This is a genomic window from Devosia sp. A16 (assembly GCF_001402915.1).
In the GTDB taxonomy this organism is placed as follows: Bacteria; Pseudomonadota; Alphaproteobacteria; order Rhizobiales; family Devosiaceae; genus Devosia_A.
Map to the genome: position 1 here is coordinate 4,614,006 of NZ_CP012945.1, position 16,149 is coordinate 4,630,154.

A 16,149-nucleotide genomic window follows, 5' to 3' on the forward strand; every position below is an offset into this window, starting at 1 on the left:
ATGCACGACGCAACGCTCACCGGCGACGCACCACCCGAGTCGATTCCCGCCCCCGCCGCGGCTCGCACACGGCCGCTGCTGTTTGGCGACGTCGGCCGCAAGGCCATCCGCACCATCGGCCTGATCATCGTGCTGCTGTCGGTCTTCGTCTCGTCGGGCTCGTTCCTGATCATGACCGGCGCCACCGACATCGAGCCGACGCCCGAAGTCTGGACCATCATCTGGATCATCAACGGCCTGCTGGTGCTCTCGGTGATTGCCTTGGTGCTCACCGAAGCGACGCTGCTGGTGCAGGCGCGGGTGCAGGGGCAGGCGGGCGCCGGCCTGCAGGTGCGCATGGTGGCGATGTTCGCCACGGTGGCCGCCGTGCCGGCGCTGCTGGTCGCGGTCGTCGCCATGATCTCGCTGAACCAGGGACTGGACCAGTGGTTCTCCGAGCGCACCCGCACCATGGTGGAGAGTTCACGCCTGGTCGCCCGCTCCTACCTGCTCGAGCATTCGCAGGTCCTGCGCGACGACATCATCTGGGTGGCCAACGAGCTGGAGCAGGCGCGTGGCACTTTCGAGACCGATCGCATCAAGTTCCAGCGTATCCTCACCGCCCTCGCGGTGACGCGCTCGCTGCCCTTCACCTCGTTGATTTCGGCCGACGGCGATACGCTGATGAAGGCGCAGATCAACGCACCGGGCACCGCCCCGCGCGTTCCCGAAGGTCTCACCGAGGGCGTGGTGGAGGGCATCCCGACCGAAATCCATCCCGGCCGGACCAATCTCGTGGGCTCGGTGGTCAAGCTGCGCGGCTACGAGAACACCTACCTGTTCGTAGCGCGGCCGGTTGATCCCGAAGTGCTCGAATTCACGCGTCTCACCGACCAGAACATCACCGAGTATCGCAACTATGCGAGCAACCGGCTGGTGTTCCAGATCACCTTCACGCTCATGTATATCGGCATGGCGCTGGTGCTGCTGCTCGCCGCGGTCTGGATCGGGATTGCGCTCGCCAACCGCTTCGTCGACCCGATCCGCAACCTGATGATCGCCTCCAGCCGGGTGTCCGACGGCGACCTCGACGTGCGCGTGCCGGTGCAGGAGGGCAGGGGCGACCTGCGCGATCTCACCAACCGCTTCAACACCATGACCCAGCAGTTGAAGACGCAGCGCGTGGCACTGCTCGAAGCCAACGAGACCAATGAGAAGCGCCGGCAGTTCACCGAGGCCGTGGTGGAGGGCGTGTCGGCCGGTATCGTCGGGCTCGATCCGTTCGGCGCCATCACGCTGGTGAACCTGCGGGCCGCCGAGATGTTCGGAGCCGATGAAATCTCCCTGGTCGGCAAGCGCATCGAGGATGTGATCCCGGCGCTCGGCCCGGTAATCGAGCGCGCCAAATCGGCGCGCCGTGGCACCGTCCGCGACCAGATCGAGATCGGCTCGGGACCCGACTATCGCACCTACCAGGTGCAGCTGACGCGCGAAGGGACCATAACCGAGAGCAAGGGCTTCGTGGTGACGCTCGACGACATCACCGACCTGCTGTCGGCGCAGCGGACCGGCGCCTGGGCCGATGTGGCGCGCCGCATCGCCCACGAGATCAAGAACCCGCTGACGCCCATTCAGCTCAGTGCCGAGCGGCTGCGGCGGCGCTACGCCAGCAAGCTCGCCGACGATTTCGACGTCTTCGACAAGTGCGTCAACACCATCATCCGGCAGGTCGGCGACATCGGGCGCATGGTGGACGAGTTCTCCTCGTTCGCCCGCATGCCCGAGGCCCGGCTGGAGAAGGGCAACCTGACCGAGTCGATCCGCCAGGCGGTGTTCCTCGAAAGCGTCCGGCTGCCCGAAGTCACCATCAACATGAAGCTGCCCGAGGCGCCGATCATCGCCTGGTTCGACAACCGGCTGATCAGCCAGGTGCTGACCAACCTGATCAAGAACGCCGTCGAGGCGATCGAGGGTGCGGGGCTCGAAGGCATCAAGAATCCGGTCATCACTGTCGAAGCCGGAGCCGAGGGCGACATGGTGCGCCTGTCGATCTCCGACAACGGCAAGGGCTGGCCCAAGGAGAATCGGCACCGGCTGCTCGAGCCCTATGTGACGACCCGCGAGAAAGGCACCGGCCTCGGCCTCGCGATTGTCGCAAAGATCATTGAACAGCACGGCGGCAAGGTCGATCTGATCGACGCCGAGCCGGACGAGAGCGGGCGCATCGGCGCCTGCTTTACCTTCACCCTGCCGCGCAACCGGCCGGGTGAGACTGACGATGGGGAGCCGGCGGCTTCCCCGACGGGAGCGGAGCAGCAGACCGCAACCGCGACGACCAATGACGCAGCGGGTGGGGCAGACCCTGAAGGCGGACAGCAAGAGGAGCCGCAATTGCAAGCGGTTGATAATACCTGATGGCCCTCGATATTCTGATCATCGATGACGAAGACGACATTCGGGACCTGATCGCGGGCATTCTCGAGGACGAAGGCTATCAGACCCGGCAGGCGCACGACGCCGATTCCGGGCTGAACGAAATCGCCCGACGCCGACCGAGCCTGGTGTTCCTGGATATCTGGATGCAGGGCAGCCGGCTCGACGGCCTGCAACTGCTCGACGAGTTCCAGAGCCAGCATCCGGACATGCCGGTAGTGATGATCTCGGGCCACGGCAATGTCGAGACGGCGGTCAGCGCCATCCGGCGCGGCGCCTACGACTACATCGAGAAGCCGTTCAAGGTGGATCGGCTACTGCTGATCACCCAGCGCGCCATGGAAGCCGCCCGCCTGAAGAACGAAGTGGCGGATCTGCGCGAGCGCTCGAACAAGACGGTCGAACTGGTCGGCAACTCGCAGGCCATGCAAGCGGTGAAGGGCGTCATCGACAAGTCGGCGCCAACCAACTCCCGCATCTTCATCTCCGGCTCGTCCGGCACCGGCAAGGGCCTCTCGGCGCGCCTGATCCACCAGCGCAGCGCCCGCTCCGAAGCGCCGTTCGTCGAGATCAACTGCTCGCTCTACTCCCCCGAGGAAGTGGCTGTCGTGCTGTTCGGCCGCGAAACCCGGGAGAAAACCGGCACGCTGCGCACCGAGGTCGGCGCGCTCGAGCGGGCGCATGGCGGCACGCTCTACCTCTCGGAGGTCGCGGCCCTGCCGCCGGCTGCCCAGCAGGCGCTGCTCAGGACGCTGGTCGAGAGCAAGTTCAACCGCGTCGGCGGCGCCGTGGCGGTGCCGATCGACGTGCGCATCATCTCGTCGAGCTCGCAGAATGTCGCCGCCCTGATCGAGGAGGGGCAGTTCCGCTCCGACCTGTTCCACCGGCTGTCGATCGTGCCGCTGCACCTGACGCCGCTCAAGGAGCGGCGCGAGGACATTCCGCCGCTGGTCGCGGTGTTCATCGAGCAGGTCTGCCGGCTGCATAACCTCAAGAGCCTGTCGATCGGCGACGATGCCGTGGCGGTGCTGCAGGGGCAGGACTGGCCGGGCAATGCCCGCCAGTTGCGCAATTCGATCGAGCGGCTGCTGATCCTGGTCAAGGACCAGACCCCGGCCGATGGCGTGATCACCGCCGCAATGTTGCCTCCCGATATCGGCGAAGTGCTGCCGACGGTCGGCGACAGCGATTCCTCGGCGCACCTGATGAGCCTGCCGCTGCGTGATGCCCGCGAGGTGTTCGAGCGGCAGTATCTGATGGCGCAGATCGAACGGTTCGGCGGCAACATCTCCAAGACCGCCGAGTTCGTCGGCATGGAGCGCAGCGCTTTGCACCGCAAAATCAAGTCGCTAGGGCTCTAGCCGACGCGCGGGTGCCATGCGCGCCTACGGGTAGGCACTAAGATTCTTCTGTGCCATACTTCAAAGGCGATGGGAGAGTAACCATAACAGGGAGCAGGGGCGGTGGCGGCCGTTGTTCCCACCAACAGGACGTGGCCGGTGGCTTGCGTCCCGCGTAACATCCCGCGAGAAGAGGCCAAGGAATGCCCAGCGAAAAGACCCAGAACCTCCAGGACGCGTTCCTCAATCATGTCCGCAAGCAGAAGGTACCCGTCACGATCTTTCTCGTGAACGGCGTCAAACTGCAGGGCGTGATCACGTGGTTCGACAATTTCTGCCTGCTGTTGAGACGCGATGCGCAATCGCAGCTCGTCTACAAGCATGCCATCTCGACCATCATGCCGGGCGCTCCGATCCAGCTGTTCGATCCTGAGCATACCGGCGAGGACTGAGACCGACTTTGAGCGATGAGTTCGACGACGAGGCCGCCCGCAAGGGCGGCCCTCAGGCATTCATAGATCAGCGTGCTGCTCCGACCCGCGTTGGCCTCGTCATCCCCGATGTGCGGGGTCGCGCCACCACCCACAGCATTGAAGCCCGCAAGGCCGAGTTCGAGGGGCTGGCCAACGCCATCCGGGTCGAGATCGTCTTTTCCGAGATCGCCAAGGTGCGCGAGATCAAGCCCGCGACCTTCATCGGCGGCGGGCATGTGGAAGAGATCGCCAAGCGGGTCAAGGAGGAAGAGATCGAGCTGCTGCTCGTCGACACCGCCTTGCACCCGATCCAGCAGCGCAACCTCGAGAAGGAGACCGGCACCAAGGTGCTGGATCGCACGGGGCTGATCCTCGAAATTTTCGGCGAGCGCGCCGCCACCCGCGAAGGTGTGCTGCAGGTCGAGCTGGCGCATCTCAACTATCAGAAGAGCCGGCTGGTCCGTAGCTGGACCCACCTCGAGCGGCAGCGTGGCTCCGGCGGCTTCGGCTTCATGGGTGGCCCTGGCGAAACCCAGCTGGAAAGTGATCGCCGCCAGCTGCAGGACCGCATCAAGATGCTCGAGGAGCGCATCGAAAAGGTGCGCCAGACGCGTGGCCAGCAGAAGGGCAGGCGCGATGCCGTGCCGTTCCAGGTGGTGGCGCTGGTCGGCTACACCAATGCCGGCAAGTCGAGCATCTTCAATGCCTTGACCGGGGCAGGGGTGTTCGCAAAGGACCTGCTGTTCGCGACCCTCGATACGACGGTGCGCAAGATCGCGCTGCCGCATGGCCGCGAGGTGATGCTGTCGGATACGGTGGGGTTCGTCTCCGACCTGCCCACCGACCTGATCGCCGCCTTCCGCGCCACGCTCGAGGAGGTGCTGGAAGCCCATGTGATCCTGCATGTCCGCGACGTCGCCAACCCCGACCACGCGGCGCAGGCGCAGGATGTGCTGAAGGTGCTCGAAGAGCTCGGCATGTCGGCCGAAACCACGCCGATCATCGAGGTGTGGAACAAGGTCGACCTGCTGGAGCGCGCCGCCGACGGCAGCTATCCGGCGCTGGCGACGCTCTCGCCGCTCGGCAAGGTGGCGGCGTCGGTGCCGGTCTCCGCACAGACCGGCGAGGGCCTGGACAAACTGCTCGACACCATCGAGAAGGTGCTGGCCGGGCAGGGGCGCACCTACCGGGTGCTGGTCCCGCACACCGCCGGTGCCGATGTCGGCTGGCTCTACGGCCATGCCGAGATCATCGGCAAGGAGGAGCCGGACGAGAACGGGCAGGTCTACGAAGTGCGGGTCGAGGCCCGGCACAAGAACGCCTTCACCGAACGCTTCGCCGGCCGCATCGAAGGCTCGGACGCCGCCTGAGTCTCACCGTTTCCACGGAACGGTGGGATAGCGCGTTGTTATCCCGAGGTACGCAGGAACTCCGTCCCTTCTCCCCTCAGGGGAGAAGGTGGCCGAAGGCCGGTTGAGGGGTGAGGCGTTCTCCATAAGCGCTCACTGAGAAGCTGAACCCCTCACCCAAGTTCCGCCACGGACCCATCGGCCCTAGCTTCACTACCCTCTCCCCTCAGGGGAGAGGAGACGACCGCCCGCAGCCAACGAAGGGTTACCCGCGTTCCTTCGTCCGGATCTCGTTCCAATACCCATCCAGCCGTTCGAGCCCGGCCTCGGCCAGCGGAACGCCATCCTGCGTGGCCCGGCTTTCGACATAGCGGAAACGGCGGTCGAACTTGACGTTGGCGTCGCGGAGCGCGGATTCGCCCTCGACGCCCAGCTTGCGCGCCAGGTTGGCGGCTGCGAACAGCAGGTCGCCCAACTCCTCCTGGATCTCGGCGGTCTTGCCTGCTTCGGCGGCCGCGGCGACCTCGTCGAGTTCCTCGCGCACCTTGGCCAGCGTCTGTCGCCAGTCTGGCCAGTCGAACTGCACCGAGGCGGCGCGGCGGCTGAGCTTTTCAGCCCGCGCCAGGGCGGGCAGGGCGTGCGGCACGTCGTCGAGGATGGAGGAGGCGACCTGCTTGCGTTCGGCCTTCTTTGCCCGCTCGTCGGCCTTTACCTCGTCCCACTTGGCTTTGGCGCCGCCGGCATTGCGCGCTGCTTCCTCGCCAAAAACATGAGGATGACGGCGTATCAGCTTCTCGGTAATAGCGAAAACGACATCACCAATGTCGAACAAGCCTTTCTCCGAGGCCATCTGGGCGTGATAGACCGGCTGCAGCAACAGGTCGCCCAGTTCCTCGCGCAGGTCAGCATAATCCTCGCGCTCGATGGCGTCGGCAACCTCGTAGGCTTCTTCGATGGTGTAGTGCCGGATGCTGGCAAAATCCTGCTCCAGATCCCACGGACAGCCACCATCCGGATTGCGGAGGGCGGCCATGATCTCGATCAGGCGGGAAATGTCGCGGGAGGGCTGCATGGCTGGCCTCAGGTGATGTCGAAGCTGACGGCGTGATTGCCGAGGCGGCCGATCACGTGGCCGGTACCGGAGATCGGCACGAGGCCGCAGAGCGAGCCGGTGGTGACCACGGTGCCGGCCTTGAGCGGGAATGCCGGGTTCTGGTTCTTGGCATAGGCGATGAACGAGTTGAGCACGGTGCCGAACGAGTGCTTGCCCGGTGCAGACCAGATTTCCTTGCCGGCGAACTCGAGGTGCACATCGTAGTTCTCGATATCGGCGCCGGCATCGCGATGTGTGGGATCGATGACGTATCCATAGGCCGACGCGTTGTCCGCGAGCCCGCCATTGACGCCAGCCAGCGATCGATCGGCATAGCGCGTGCCGCAGACCTCGATGCCGACGAAGTAATGGCTGATCGCCTCGATGATATCGATCTCGTCGCGATTGGCCGTTTCGGCGCTGAGATCGCTGGCCAGCACCAGGCCGACTTCGACCTCGAGCCCGGTGATCGTCGGCGACGACAGCTGGAACGCGCCGCTGGTGCCGACGCGCGAGCGATAGATCGGCGCACAGGCGCCAAGCCCGTCCGGCGTCACGAGGGTCTTGAGCAGCGCCGGCGTCTCGTTGAGGGCGCTCATGGTAGCTGACTGGATGCGGAGCGCCGCGGCACGATCGAGCGCCGCATAGGGGACGGCATCGACATCATGCCGGCCGGCACGCTGGGCCTCGATAAGCTGCTGGGTGAGGTCGGCTTCGGTCGGCATAGTGGTTCATCCTCCATTCGCATAAGATATATTATGGAACTATCACGTTGACCCAACGGTGGGCTGGCGGCCGTTTGCGGCTCTATCCCAGCACCGCCGTTGCGGTGATCTCGATCCTCAGCCCCTTGGCCAGCAGTTCCTTGACCACCACTGTGGCACGGATCGGGTACGGCTTGGTGTTGAAGAACTCGGCATACACACGGTTCATGCCCGGCGCGTCGGCGCTGTCGACGAGGAAGATCTGCACCTGGACGATGTTGGTAAGCTCGCCGCCGGCGGCGTTGATCGCCTGCTTGAGGTTCGACAGCGCCTGGCGCGTCTGCACCTCGATGTCGCCCTCGGCGATCTTGCCGGTCTCGGGATCCTCGGCCAGCACCACCAGCCAGACATGGTTGCCGGCGCGGACGCAGTCGTTGATCGGTCCACTTGATGGCGCAATGCCGGTATCGATGACTTCAATCATGGGCGGCATGGCTCCAGTCGTGGTCTGCGGCGATCAATGGGTGGCTAGCGCGGGCTGATGATCTCGCCAGCGGTGATGTCGATCTGCAGCCCATCGAATGCCGGCCGGACGTGCTCCGGCGTCATCGCGTCGGTCTGGAGATAGTCGAGGTCGATATGGAGGTTGGTCAGCACCGCATGGCGCGGCTTCAGATCTTCGACCAGTTCGAGCGCCTCGGAGAGGCTCAGGTGGCTCGGATGCGGTGCCGGCCGCAGTGCATCGAGCACCCAGGTGTCGAGCCCGCTGACCGCTTCGCGTGAGGCGTCCGGAATGCCGCTGAGGTCGCACGAATAGGCAAAGCCGCGCACCCGAAATCCGAGCGAGTAGATGTCGCCGTGATCCTGGCGGAACGGCAGTACGGTGATCGAGCCGCCCGGCCCGTCCACCGTCAGCGGCGTGCCGGCTTCGATCAGGTGCTGGTTGAGGATCGGCGGATAGCCCGAGCCCGGCGGCGCCGTGAAGCAATAGGCAAAGCTCGGCACGATCCGGTTGGCGGCTTCGGCGCTGAAGTACACGTCGACCCGCTTGCGGTTGTTGAGCGCCAGCACCCGGAGATCATCGATGCCATGCGTGTGGTCGGCATGCTCGTGCGTATAGAGCACCGCCTCGACGCGATCGACCTCGGCGCGCAGCAGTTGCTCGCGCAGGTCGCAACCGGTGTCGACGATGATGCGGGTCGGCTCGTCCGAGCCGGCCGAAAAACCTTCGATCAGCAGCGAGCAGCGGCTGCGCCGATTCCTGGGGTTGTCGGGATCGCACACGCCCCAGTGGCCGCCGATGCGCGGCACGCCACCCGAAGAGCCGCAGCCCATGATCGTCGCTACGATACGTTGTGCTTCAGGCATTACGCCTTAGCCTTTGAGAATAAACGGAAAAAATTGTCGGTCGTCTCAGTGCCGAGCTGTTCGAGGCTGATACCGCGCATCTCGGCCACCTTGGCGGCAGTATGGGCCACATAGCTCGGTTCGTTCGTGCCGCCGCGATGCGGTACCGGAGCCAGATACGGGGCGTCCGTTTCAACCAGATAACGGTCCGCCGGAACGAACTTTGCGACCTCGCGGATTTCCTCGGCGTTCTTGAAGGTGATGATGCCCGAAAACGAGATGTAGCCGCCAAGCTCGAGCGCCGTGCGCGCCAGATCGGCTCCACCGGTGAAGCAGTGCAGCACGAAGGGGAAGGCCCCCTGCCCCATTTCTTCGGTCAATACCGCCGCCATATGGACGTCTGCCGAGCGGGAGTGGATGACCAGCGGCAGGCCGGTGAGGCGCGATGCGGCGATGTGTCGACGCAACCCGGTTTCCTGCGCCTCTTTGGGTGCATTGTCGTAGAAATAGTCGAGCCCGGCTTCGCCGATAGCGACGCATTTAGGGTGCGCGCTGAGCCGCACCAGATCCTCGGCGAAGATGTCGAGCTCTTCGTCTGCGTGGTGCGGATGCGTGCCGACCGAACACCAGACCTCGGCGTTCTGCTCGGCGATGGCCTTGATCTCGTCGAAGCGCTTCACTCGCGTCGAGATGGTCACCATGCCCTCGATCCCTGCCGCCCTGGCACGCGTCAGCACGCCGACCCGATCGGCGGCGAGCTCGGGGAAATCGAGGTGACAGTGCGAGTCGATCAGCATTGGCCTATGCCGTCTTTGCGTGCTCGAACTTCTTGAACACCGGTTCGGGCGTCGGCAAGACCGTGCCGACGGGAACCCCCGAAGCGCTCAGCGCATGGCTCAGCAGCCGCTGGTCTTCCGGGACCGCGAGGGCATCGAGGAACTTCGCCGCCGAGCTCGGAACGAACGCCTGCGCCGCGATGGCGGCGCGACGGACGATATCGGCCGTGGTCGCAAGGATCGTGCCCATGCGCTGGAGGTCGGCCTTCAGCCCCCATGGCGCCTGGTCGGCGAAGTAGAGGTTGGCGGCATTGAGCAGCGTGGTCAGTTCACTGGCCGCCTCATGGATCTGCTGCGTCTTCATGGCGAGATCCATCTTGCCGATCGCCTCGATGGCCGTGGCGACGATGGCACGCTCGGCCTCGGTCGGCTGCGCCTCGGGCAGCGCCCCGCCGAAATTCTTCTGGATCATCGACAGCGAGCGCTGCGCCAGGTTGCCGAAATTGTTGGCGAGGTCGGCATTGTTGCGGTTGATGAACTTCTCTTTGCCCCAGTCGCCGTCCTGGCCGAAGCTGACCTCGCGCAGGCAATACCAACGCACCGGGTCGGTGCCGTAGAGGTCGAGCTGCTCGTGCGGGTCGACAATGTTGCCGACCGACTTCGACATCTTCTTGCCTTCCGAGGTCAGAAAGCCATGCGCGAAGACGCGGTGCGGCACCTCGATACCGGCGCTCATCAGGAACGCCGGCCAGTAGACGGTATGGAAGCGGATGATGTCCTTGCCGATGACATGCAGGTTCGCCGGCCAGAACTTCTTGAACTGCTCGGAGGCGGCATCGGGAAAGCCGACGCCGGTGATGTAGTTGGTGAGCGCGTCGACCCAGACATACATCACGTGTCCGGCCGCGCCCGGCACCGGAATGCCCCAGTCGAAGGTGGTCCGGCTGATCGAAACGTCGCGCAGTCCGGCTTTGACGAATGAGACGATCTCGTTGCGCCGCTCTTCCGGAGCGATGAAGTCGGGACGCTCCTCGTAAAGTTTCAGCAGCCGGTCCTGATAGGCCGAGAGGCGGAAGAAGAAGCTGTCTTCCTCGACCCATTTCACCTCGGCACCGGTCGGAGCGAACTTCTTGCCGCCTTCGCCGTCCGTGAGCTCGTCCTCGTCGAAATAGGCCTCGTCACGGACCGAGTACCAGCCCTTGTAGGTCGACTGGTAGATGTCGCCATTGTTGCTGGCCGCCATCCGGCGCCAGATCTCCTGGCTCGACTCGTAGTGGCGCGGCTCGGTGGTGCGGATGAAATCGTCGTTGGAGACGTCGAGCCGTGCCGCCAGCTCCTTGAACCGGGCGGCGTTGCGGTCGGCCAGCTCGCGCGCCGTGATCCCTTCGGCGGCCGCCGTCTGCACCATCTTGATGCCATGCTCGTCGGTGCCGGTCAGGAAATAGGTGTCCTTGCCCTGGAGCCGGGCCCAGCGGGCGATGGCGTCGGTCGCGATCATCTCGTAGGCGTGCCCGATATGCGGTGCGCCGTTGGGATAGGCGATGGCGGTGGTGACGTAGAACGTGTCGGTCATGGTGTCGGCTGGACGCTCAGAAGCTGGTGTTTCCGGATCGCATCGAACAGCGCGACCAGGGTCTGCCGCATGTCGAGGTTGTATTCGTCGGCATCGGCGAGTGAAAGCCGCGCCTTGTCCCATAGCTCGTTGGCCGAGGCAAGGCGAACCCGGTCGCCAGCGCTGGCGGCGGCCTTGGCGGCGTCGGCCAGCCAATCGTTGAGAATGTCGCGGGCAAAGCGCAGTTCGGCCGAGTCACGATCGGCGCCCAGGGCGTCGGCCAGCGCGATCCGTGACGCGGACGGCGCGCCGACCGGGTCGGCGAGCCAGGCCTGCAGCAGTTGCAGGGCGCCCCCCTCCCCCAGGAGCATCGCCTCGAAACCGCGCCGCGGCCGGCCAGCCGCGAGCGACACGGCGCGATCGATGGCGAGCGGCTGGCCGCCGACCTGATCCAGCACCGTGCGAACGTCGCTGTCGGCGATCGGCCGCAGCGCCACCTGGAAGCAACGCGACTTGATGGTAGGCAGCAGCGAACCCGGGCGGTGCGAAACCAGCAGGAAGGTCGTGTCGGCCGGCGGCTCCTCGAGAATTTTCAGCAGCGCATTGGCGGAGGAGGCGTTGCAATCGTCGATCGGGTCGACAATGGCGATGCGATGCCCGGCGCGCCCACGCGTCATCCGCATCTCCTCGATGAAGCGGCGCACCTCTTCCACGCGGATCGCGGTGTAATAGCCCTTGCCGGTGTCGCGTGGGGCTTTGCGCATCACGAACAGGTTCGGATAGGCGCCGGCCGCCACCTGCGCAGCGATATGCCCGGGCGACTCGTCACCGGTCGTCTCGAAGATGCGACGCGCCAGGTCGAAGGCCAGTGTCGCCTTGCCGATCCCCCGCGGCCCGTGGATCAGGATGCCGCCCGGCAGCCGTCCGACGGCCAGCCGATCGAGCAGCGTGGCGCGCGCCGCTTGATGGCCGGCAACGCCGGTCTGGAACTCGGGCAGCGGCACGCCCTCGAGCTGGTCGGGTTCGCGTTCGGGATAGTCCAATTCAGTCGGCCTTTGCCTCGAGCTCGGGGAAGCGCCGCAGCAGCGTATCCCAGATCTCCTGCTCCAGGGCATCTTCCGATTGGCCGGCGGGTAGCACCACGCAGCGCTCCGGGTTGGCCTTGCCGATGGCGAGGAAGGCCTGCCGCAGCCGCTGATGCCATTCGAGATCTTCCTTCTCGAAGCGATCGCCGGTTTCGGCCAACGCCTTCTCGATCTCGCGATTGTTCACCCGCGCGAAGGCCACGGCCGGATCCATGTCGAGGATGAAGGTGATGTCGGGCTGATGCCCGTCGAGCGCCAGCGTCTCGAGACCGCGGATGAGCTTGTCGTCGACGCCGCCGGTCAGCCCCTGATAGGCCCGGGTCGAATCGTGGAAGCGGTCGGAGATCACCCATTTGCCGCTGTTGAGGCTGGGGGCGATGAGGCTGCTGACATGGTCGTAACGCGCCGCCGCGAACAGCACCGCCTCGGCCCCGGCGCCCCAGCTCTCGGAACGGCCCTGCAGGATGAACGCACGCACGGCCTCGGCCTTGGGTGTGCCGCCGGGCTCGCGGGTGCGCACGGCTTCGATGTCCATGCGGTTGAGCCGCACCAGCAGGCGCTTGACCTGGGTCGACTTGCCGACGCCTTCGCCGCCTTCGAAAGTGATGAAACGGGCGGCGGGCTTGGCCGGCACATCGAGCATCTGTCAGAATTCCCCCGCGTTGTGACTCTCGTATTACCCGCGATGGCTGCCCAGCGAAAGCAGCCGATCCATCTGCCCACAGCGCGCGGCTCGGCGCGTTTCGCGGGGATACTGCGGGCAATTGCGGTGCGGCGATGCTCAGAGCCAGCCGAGCGTCAGTTCCTTGAGCGCATCGGTCGCCTTGCGGACGATATCGCCATCGGCGACGTCCTCGCCGGCGTAGAGCGGGGTAACCTGCACCACCGAGCCGTTGCACATGACGTTGAGCTGGGCCAACTGGTCGCCCTTCTGCACCGGCGGGCGGATCGGCGCCTTGTAGGTAACAGTGGCCTGCGGGCAGTTCTGCGCCCCCTTGGGCAGGAACAGGTCAATGCTGCCCTTGCCCACCAACGAGACCTGTCCGGCGCTGCCGCCATAGACGTCGGCATGCGAAACGGCCGCGCCTTCCGGGAACACCGGGATCAGCTCGAAGCCGCGGGTGCCCCAGGTCACCAGCTTGCGCGCCTCTTCGGTGCGCTCGGTCATCGACTTGAGCCCATGCAGCACGGCGATCAGGCGACGGCCGGTGGCGGCAGTCGAGACCACCTCGCCATAGCCGGCGGCCTCGGTGTGGCCTGTCTTCAGCCCATCGACGCCGATGCCGATCTCGAGCAGCGAATTGCGGTTCATCTGGCGGATCTTGTTCCAGGTGAACTCGCGCTCGGAGAAGATTGGATAGTACTCGGGGAACTGCGCGATGATGAAGCGGGCGATAGTCGCGAGGTCGCGCGCCGTCGAGAATTGCGCCGGATCGGGCAGCCCAGTGGCATTGACGAAGTTCGAACCGGTGAGGCCGATCTCTTTGCCCAACTGGTTCATCATCTGCGCGAAGCTGAGCTCGCTGCCGGCAATGCCTTCTGCCAGAGCAATGGCCGCGTCATTGCCCGACTGGATGATCACCGAGCGGACCAGGTCGATCACCGGAATCTTCGAGTTGAGCACGGCGAACATGGTCGAGCCGCCGGACGAGGCTCCACCGTCGCGCCAGGCGTGCTCGGAAATGAAGAACTCGTCGGTGGGCTGGAGCTTCTTGGTCTGCAACTGGTCGAACACCACCGCCAGCGTCATCAGCTTGGCCATGCTGGCCGGCTCGAGCTGTTCGTCACCTGCCTTGTTGAAGAGGATCGTGCCGGACTCGTAGTCCATCAGCACGGCATAGGGCGCCTTGGTGTCGAACTCCTGCGCATGCGCGGATACCGCCGACAAGACGGTGAACAGAGCGAGCAGCAGGTTCAGGCCAAAATTCCGCAATCTCAACCCCGATCGCGGTCAATGCTCGACCGCCCTCGAATTAATAGAGCACCAGGTCCTTGAGTCCAAGCTGCCTGGCGAGCGACATCACATCGTCCCGCGCCACTCCGGGCTTAAGATGGGTGAGTGTCAACCGTGTGGCGTCCGCGCCGGGAATGCGCACCGCGTCCTCGTCGACGGCGCCGAGCATGGCGAACTGCAGGGCGATCTCATCGGCCTTCGCGGCATCGGCGAAGACACCGAGCTCGAGCTTGATGGCGCGCTTGTCTTCGTCGACCGTCGCAACCCAGGTTTCAAGCGAACCGGAACGGGTGGCCATGGCGTTGGCGGCCGCATGGGCGCTGGTGATCGCCTGGTCCGCGGCGCTGCTGTCGACATAGCCGAACATGTCGATGATGCCGCCGATGAGGTTCGGACGTTCCTCGTTCATGGCAATGCGGGTGGTGCCCTGCTCCATCCGGGTCGGCTTGTCGAGGCTGGCGAGCAGCATGCGGGTGTCGTCGCCGTTGAGCGGCGCCGGACCGATATATTGCACCTGGATGTTGCCGACGCCGTGGTTGGCGTAGCCGAGGATTTCGGCGGTGCGATAGCTCATGTCCATCACCCGCCCATGCAGATATGGCCCGCGGTCGTTGACCCGGCAGACGATCGAGCGACCATTGTCGAGATTGGTGACGCGGACATAGCTGGGCAGCGGCAGCACCGGGCTGGCGCAGGAAATGGCGTTGGCCGAGAAGATCTCGCCATTGGCGGTGCGCCGGCCATGGAAGTCGTTGCCGTACCAGGAGGCGCTGCCGGAGGCGACGTAGCCGATCGGGTTCTCGATCGGCTCATAGACTTCGCCGCGCACCGTGTAGGGCTTGCCGACCATGTAGCGGCCGCCACCCTTGGGCGGGTTCTTGGCATTGGTGACGCGCGGGCTGACGGCGACGCCGAACTCCTTGGAGGTGAAGGCGGAGCGCTTGATGTTGGGCACCCCTCCCCCGCTGCCGCACGCAGCCAGGACGGGCGCCACGAGCGCGGCAAGGACAAGCAGCCGGGCGGCCGCGCGGAGGTCGCGAGAAAACACTGCCAAAACCAGATCAACCCAAACAGAGATTTCCGCATCATACTCAAAGCGGTGCGGCGATGATCTCAAGGAAGCGCAACGTGGTTGCGGCCCGGTTAATTTGCTTCAAATGCGAGGGAAATTGCGCCGACTAGCTGCTGAGCCACTCGACCAAAGCCGCCGTCACGATCGCATGTTGCTCGACCAGCGCCATGTGCCCTGCCCTCGGCACCACCACCAGCCTGGCGTCGGCAATGCCGGCCGCCATCTCGCGGGCCGCTTCCGGTACGGTGATCGCATCCTTGTCGCCCACCACGACCAGCGTCGGCACCTCGATGGCGGTGAGGTCAGGCCGGGAGTCGGGCCGCCCGATGATGGCGGTCTGCTGGCGGATGTAGGTTTCGCCGCCATTTGCCGTCGCCATCCGGACATGCAGCGCCTTGAGCCCCGCGTCGCCGACGTGATCGGGGTGGACTGCATTCGGGAACGACTGGGCCACCGCCAGATTGAACTTGCCCTGTTCGGTCAGCGCGATGGCGGCGCGGCGCTTGTCCGTCGCTTCAGGGGTATCGGGTCGCGCCGAGGTGTCGAGCAGCGCCAGCCGCAGCACGCGTTCCCTCGCCTGTCGCAGGATTTCGAACGCGAGGTATCCGCCCATCGAGAAGCCGACGAGGGCAAACTGCGGCGGGGCGTCCTCGAGGATCGAGGCGGCGATCTCGCCCATCGAGCTGCCGCGCGTATGATTGGCAATCGTTACCGGCCCGACTTGCCACAGTGCCGGCACCTGGTGGGCATAGATTTCGGCGGTGCAGTTGAGGCCGGGAACGAGGAGGATCGGGGTGGTCATGAGACGGAACGTCCTGATCTGAGCAAGGTTTTCGTCCCCGCAGCAGGAGAACGGAAACGGGCTTGCTTGCCGCGCGGTCGGCAATCATATAAAGATATCTTTATATCCCGTCGTGCGACCGTTGCCGACGGTGAACGCATTTTGGCGTGATGGACGTTGGAAAGTCGAGCGATGACTGAGGCTCAACACA

The 16,149-nt window shown here is 65.1% G+C and carries 15 protein-coding genes; 4 read left to right on the forward strand and 11 right to left on the reverse strand.

Features of this window, described 5'->3' with window-relative positions; all coding sequences use genetic code 11:
• The 4 genes from APS40_RS22245 (at position 1) to hflX (ending at position 5,595) form a co-directional block, all read left to right on the forward strand.
• On the forward strand, positions 1–2,394 hold the full coding sequence (locus APS40_RS22245; RefSeq protein ID WP_055049123.1) for a sensor histidine kinase NtrY-like: 2,394 nt from the start codon (positions 1–3) through the stop codon (positions 2,392–2,394).
• On the forward strand, positions 2,394–3,773 hold the full coding sequence (gene ntrX / locus APS40_RS22250) for a nitrogen assimilation response regulator NtrX (protein ID WP_055049124.1): 1,380 nt from the start codon (positions 2,394–2,396) through the stop codon (positions 3,771–3,773). The genes APS40_RS22245 and ntrX overlap by 1 nt, the downstream gene beginning before the upstream one ends.
• Positions 3,774–3,955: 182 nt before the next feature.
• Positions 3,956–4,204: an RNA chaperone Hfq gene (gene hfq, locus APS40_RS22255; RefSeq protein ID WP_055049125.1), complete on the forward strand. Its 249-nt coding sequence runs from the start codon at positions 3,956–3,958 to the stop codon at positions 4,202–4,204.
• Between the two features lie 8 nt (positions 4,205–4,212).
• Complete coding sequence (hflX, locus tag APS40_RS22260) at positions 4,213–5,595, forward strand: GTPase HflX (protein WP_055049126.1); 1,383 nt, start codon at positions 4,213–4,215, stop codon at positions 5,593–5,595.
• Positions 5,596–5,839: 244 nt separating this feature from the next.
• Here hflX and mazG read toward each other — a convergent pair whose 3' ends face one another.
• The 11 genes from mazG to APS40_RS22315 form a co-directional block, all read right to left on the reverse strand.
• Positions 5,840–6,646 (reverse strand): nucleoside triphosphate pyrophosphohydrolase, encoded by an 807-nt coding sequence (gene mazG / locus APS40_RS22265; protein WP_055049127.1) that lies wholly within the window; start codon positions 6,644–6,646, stop codon positions 5,840–5,842.
• A gap of 8 nt (positions 6,647–6,654) precedes the next feature.
• Complete coding sequence (locus APS40_RS22270) at positions 6,655–7,392, reverse strand: hypothetical protein (protein WP_055049128.1); 738 nt, start codon at positions 7,390–7,392, stop codon at positions 6,655–6,657.
• Positions 7,393–7,474: 82 nt separating this feature from the next.
• On the reverse strand, positions 7,475–7,855 hold the full coding sequence (locus APS40_RS22275) for a RidA family protein (RefSeq protein WP_055049129.1): 381 nt from the start codon (positions 7,853–7,855) through the stop codon (positions 7,475–7,477).
• Between the two features lie 44 nt (positions 7,856–7,899).
• Positions 7,900–8,739, reverse strand: a complete 840-nt coding sequence (locus APS40_RS22280; RefSeq protein ID WP_055049130.1) for an MBL fold metallo-hydrolase — start codon at positions 8,737–8,739, stop codon at positions 7,900–7,902.
• Positions 8,739–9,515, reverse strand: coding sequence for a TatD family hydrolase (locus APS40_RS22285; RefSeq protein WP_055049131.1), 777 nt, complete (start codon positions 9,513–9,515; stop codon positions 8,739–8,741). Before APS40_RS22285 ends, APS40_RS22280 begins: the two co-directional genes overlap by 1 nt.
• Positions 9,516–9,519: 4 nt before the next feature.
• Positions 9,520–11,067 (reverse strand): methionine--tRNA ligase, encoded by a 1,548-nt coding sequence (metG, locus tag APS40_RS22290; RefSeq protein WP_055049132.1) that lies wholly within the window; start codon positions 11,065–11,067, stop codon positions 9,520–9,522.
• Positions 11,064–12,089, reverse strand: coding sequence for an AAA family ATPase (locus APS40_RS22295; RefSeq protein WP_055049133.1), 1,026 nt, complete (start codon positions 12,087–12,089; stop codon positions 11,064–11,066). Before APS40_RS22295 ends, metG begins: the two co-directional genes overlap by 4 nt.
• A 1-nt stretch (position 12,090) precedes the next feature.
• A complete protein-coding gene (gene tmk, locus APS40_RS22300) occupies positions 12,091–12,774 on the reverse strand; it encodes a dTMP kinase (RefSeq protein ID WP_055049134.1) in 684 nt (227 codons plus the stop codon).
• A gap of 138 nt (positions 12,775–12,912) precedes the next feature.
• Positions 12,913–14,064 carry a D-alanyl-D-alanine carboxypeptidase family protein gene (locus tag APS40_RS22305; protein ID WP_236884158.1) on the reverse strand — a complete coding sequence of 384 codons (1,152 nt, stop codon included), beginning with the start codon at positions 14,062–14,064 and terminating at the stop codon, positions 12,913–12,915.
• Positions 14,065–14,104: 40 nt separating this feature from the next.
• Positions 14,105–15,040, reverse strand: coding sequence for a septal ring lytic transglycosylase RlpA family protein (locus APS40_RS22310; protein WP_197279386.1), 936 nt, complete (start codon positions 15,038–15,040; stop codon positions 14,105–14,107).
• 223 nt (positions 15,041–15,263) lie between these two features.
• On the reverse strand, positions 15,264–15,959 hold the full coding sequence (locus APS40_RS22315) for an alpha/beta fold hydrolase (protein WP_055049137.1): 696 nt from the start codon (positions 15,957–15,959) through the stop codon (positions 15,264–15,266).
• Between the last annotated feature and the right edge of the window lie 190 nt (positions 15,960–16,149).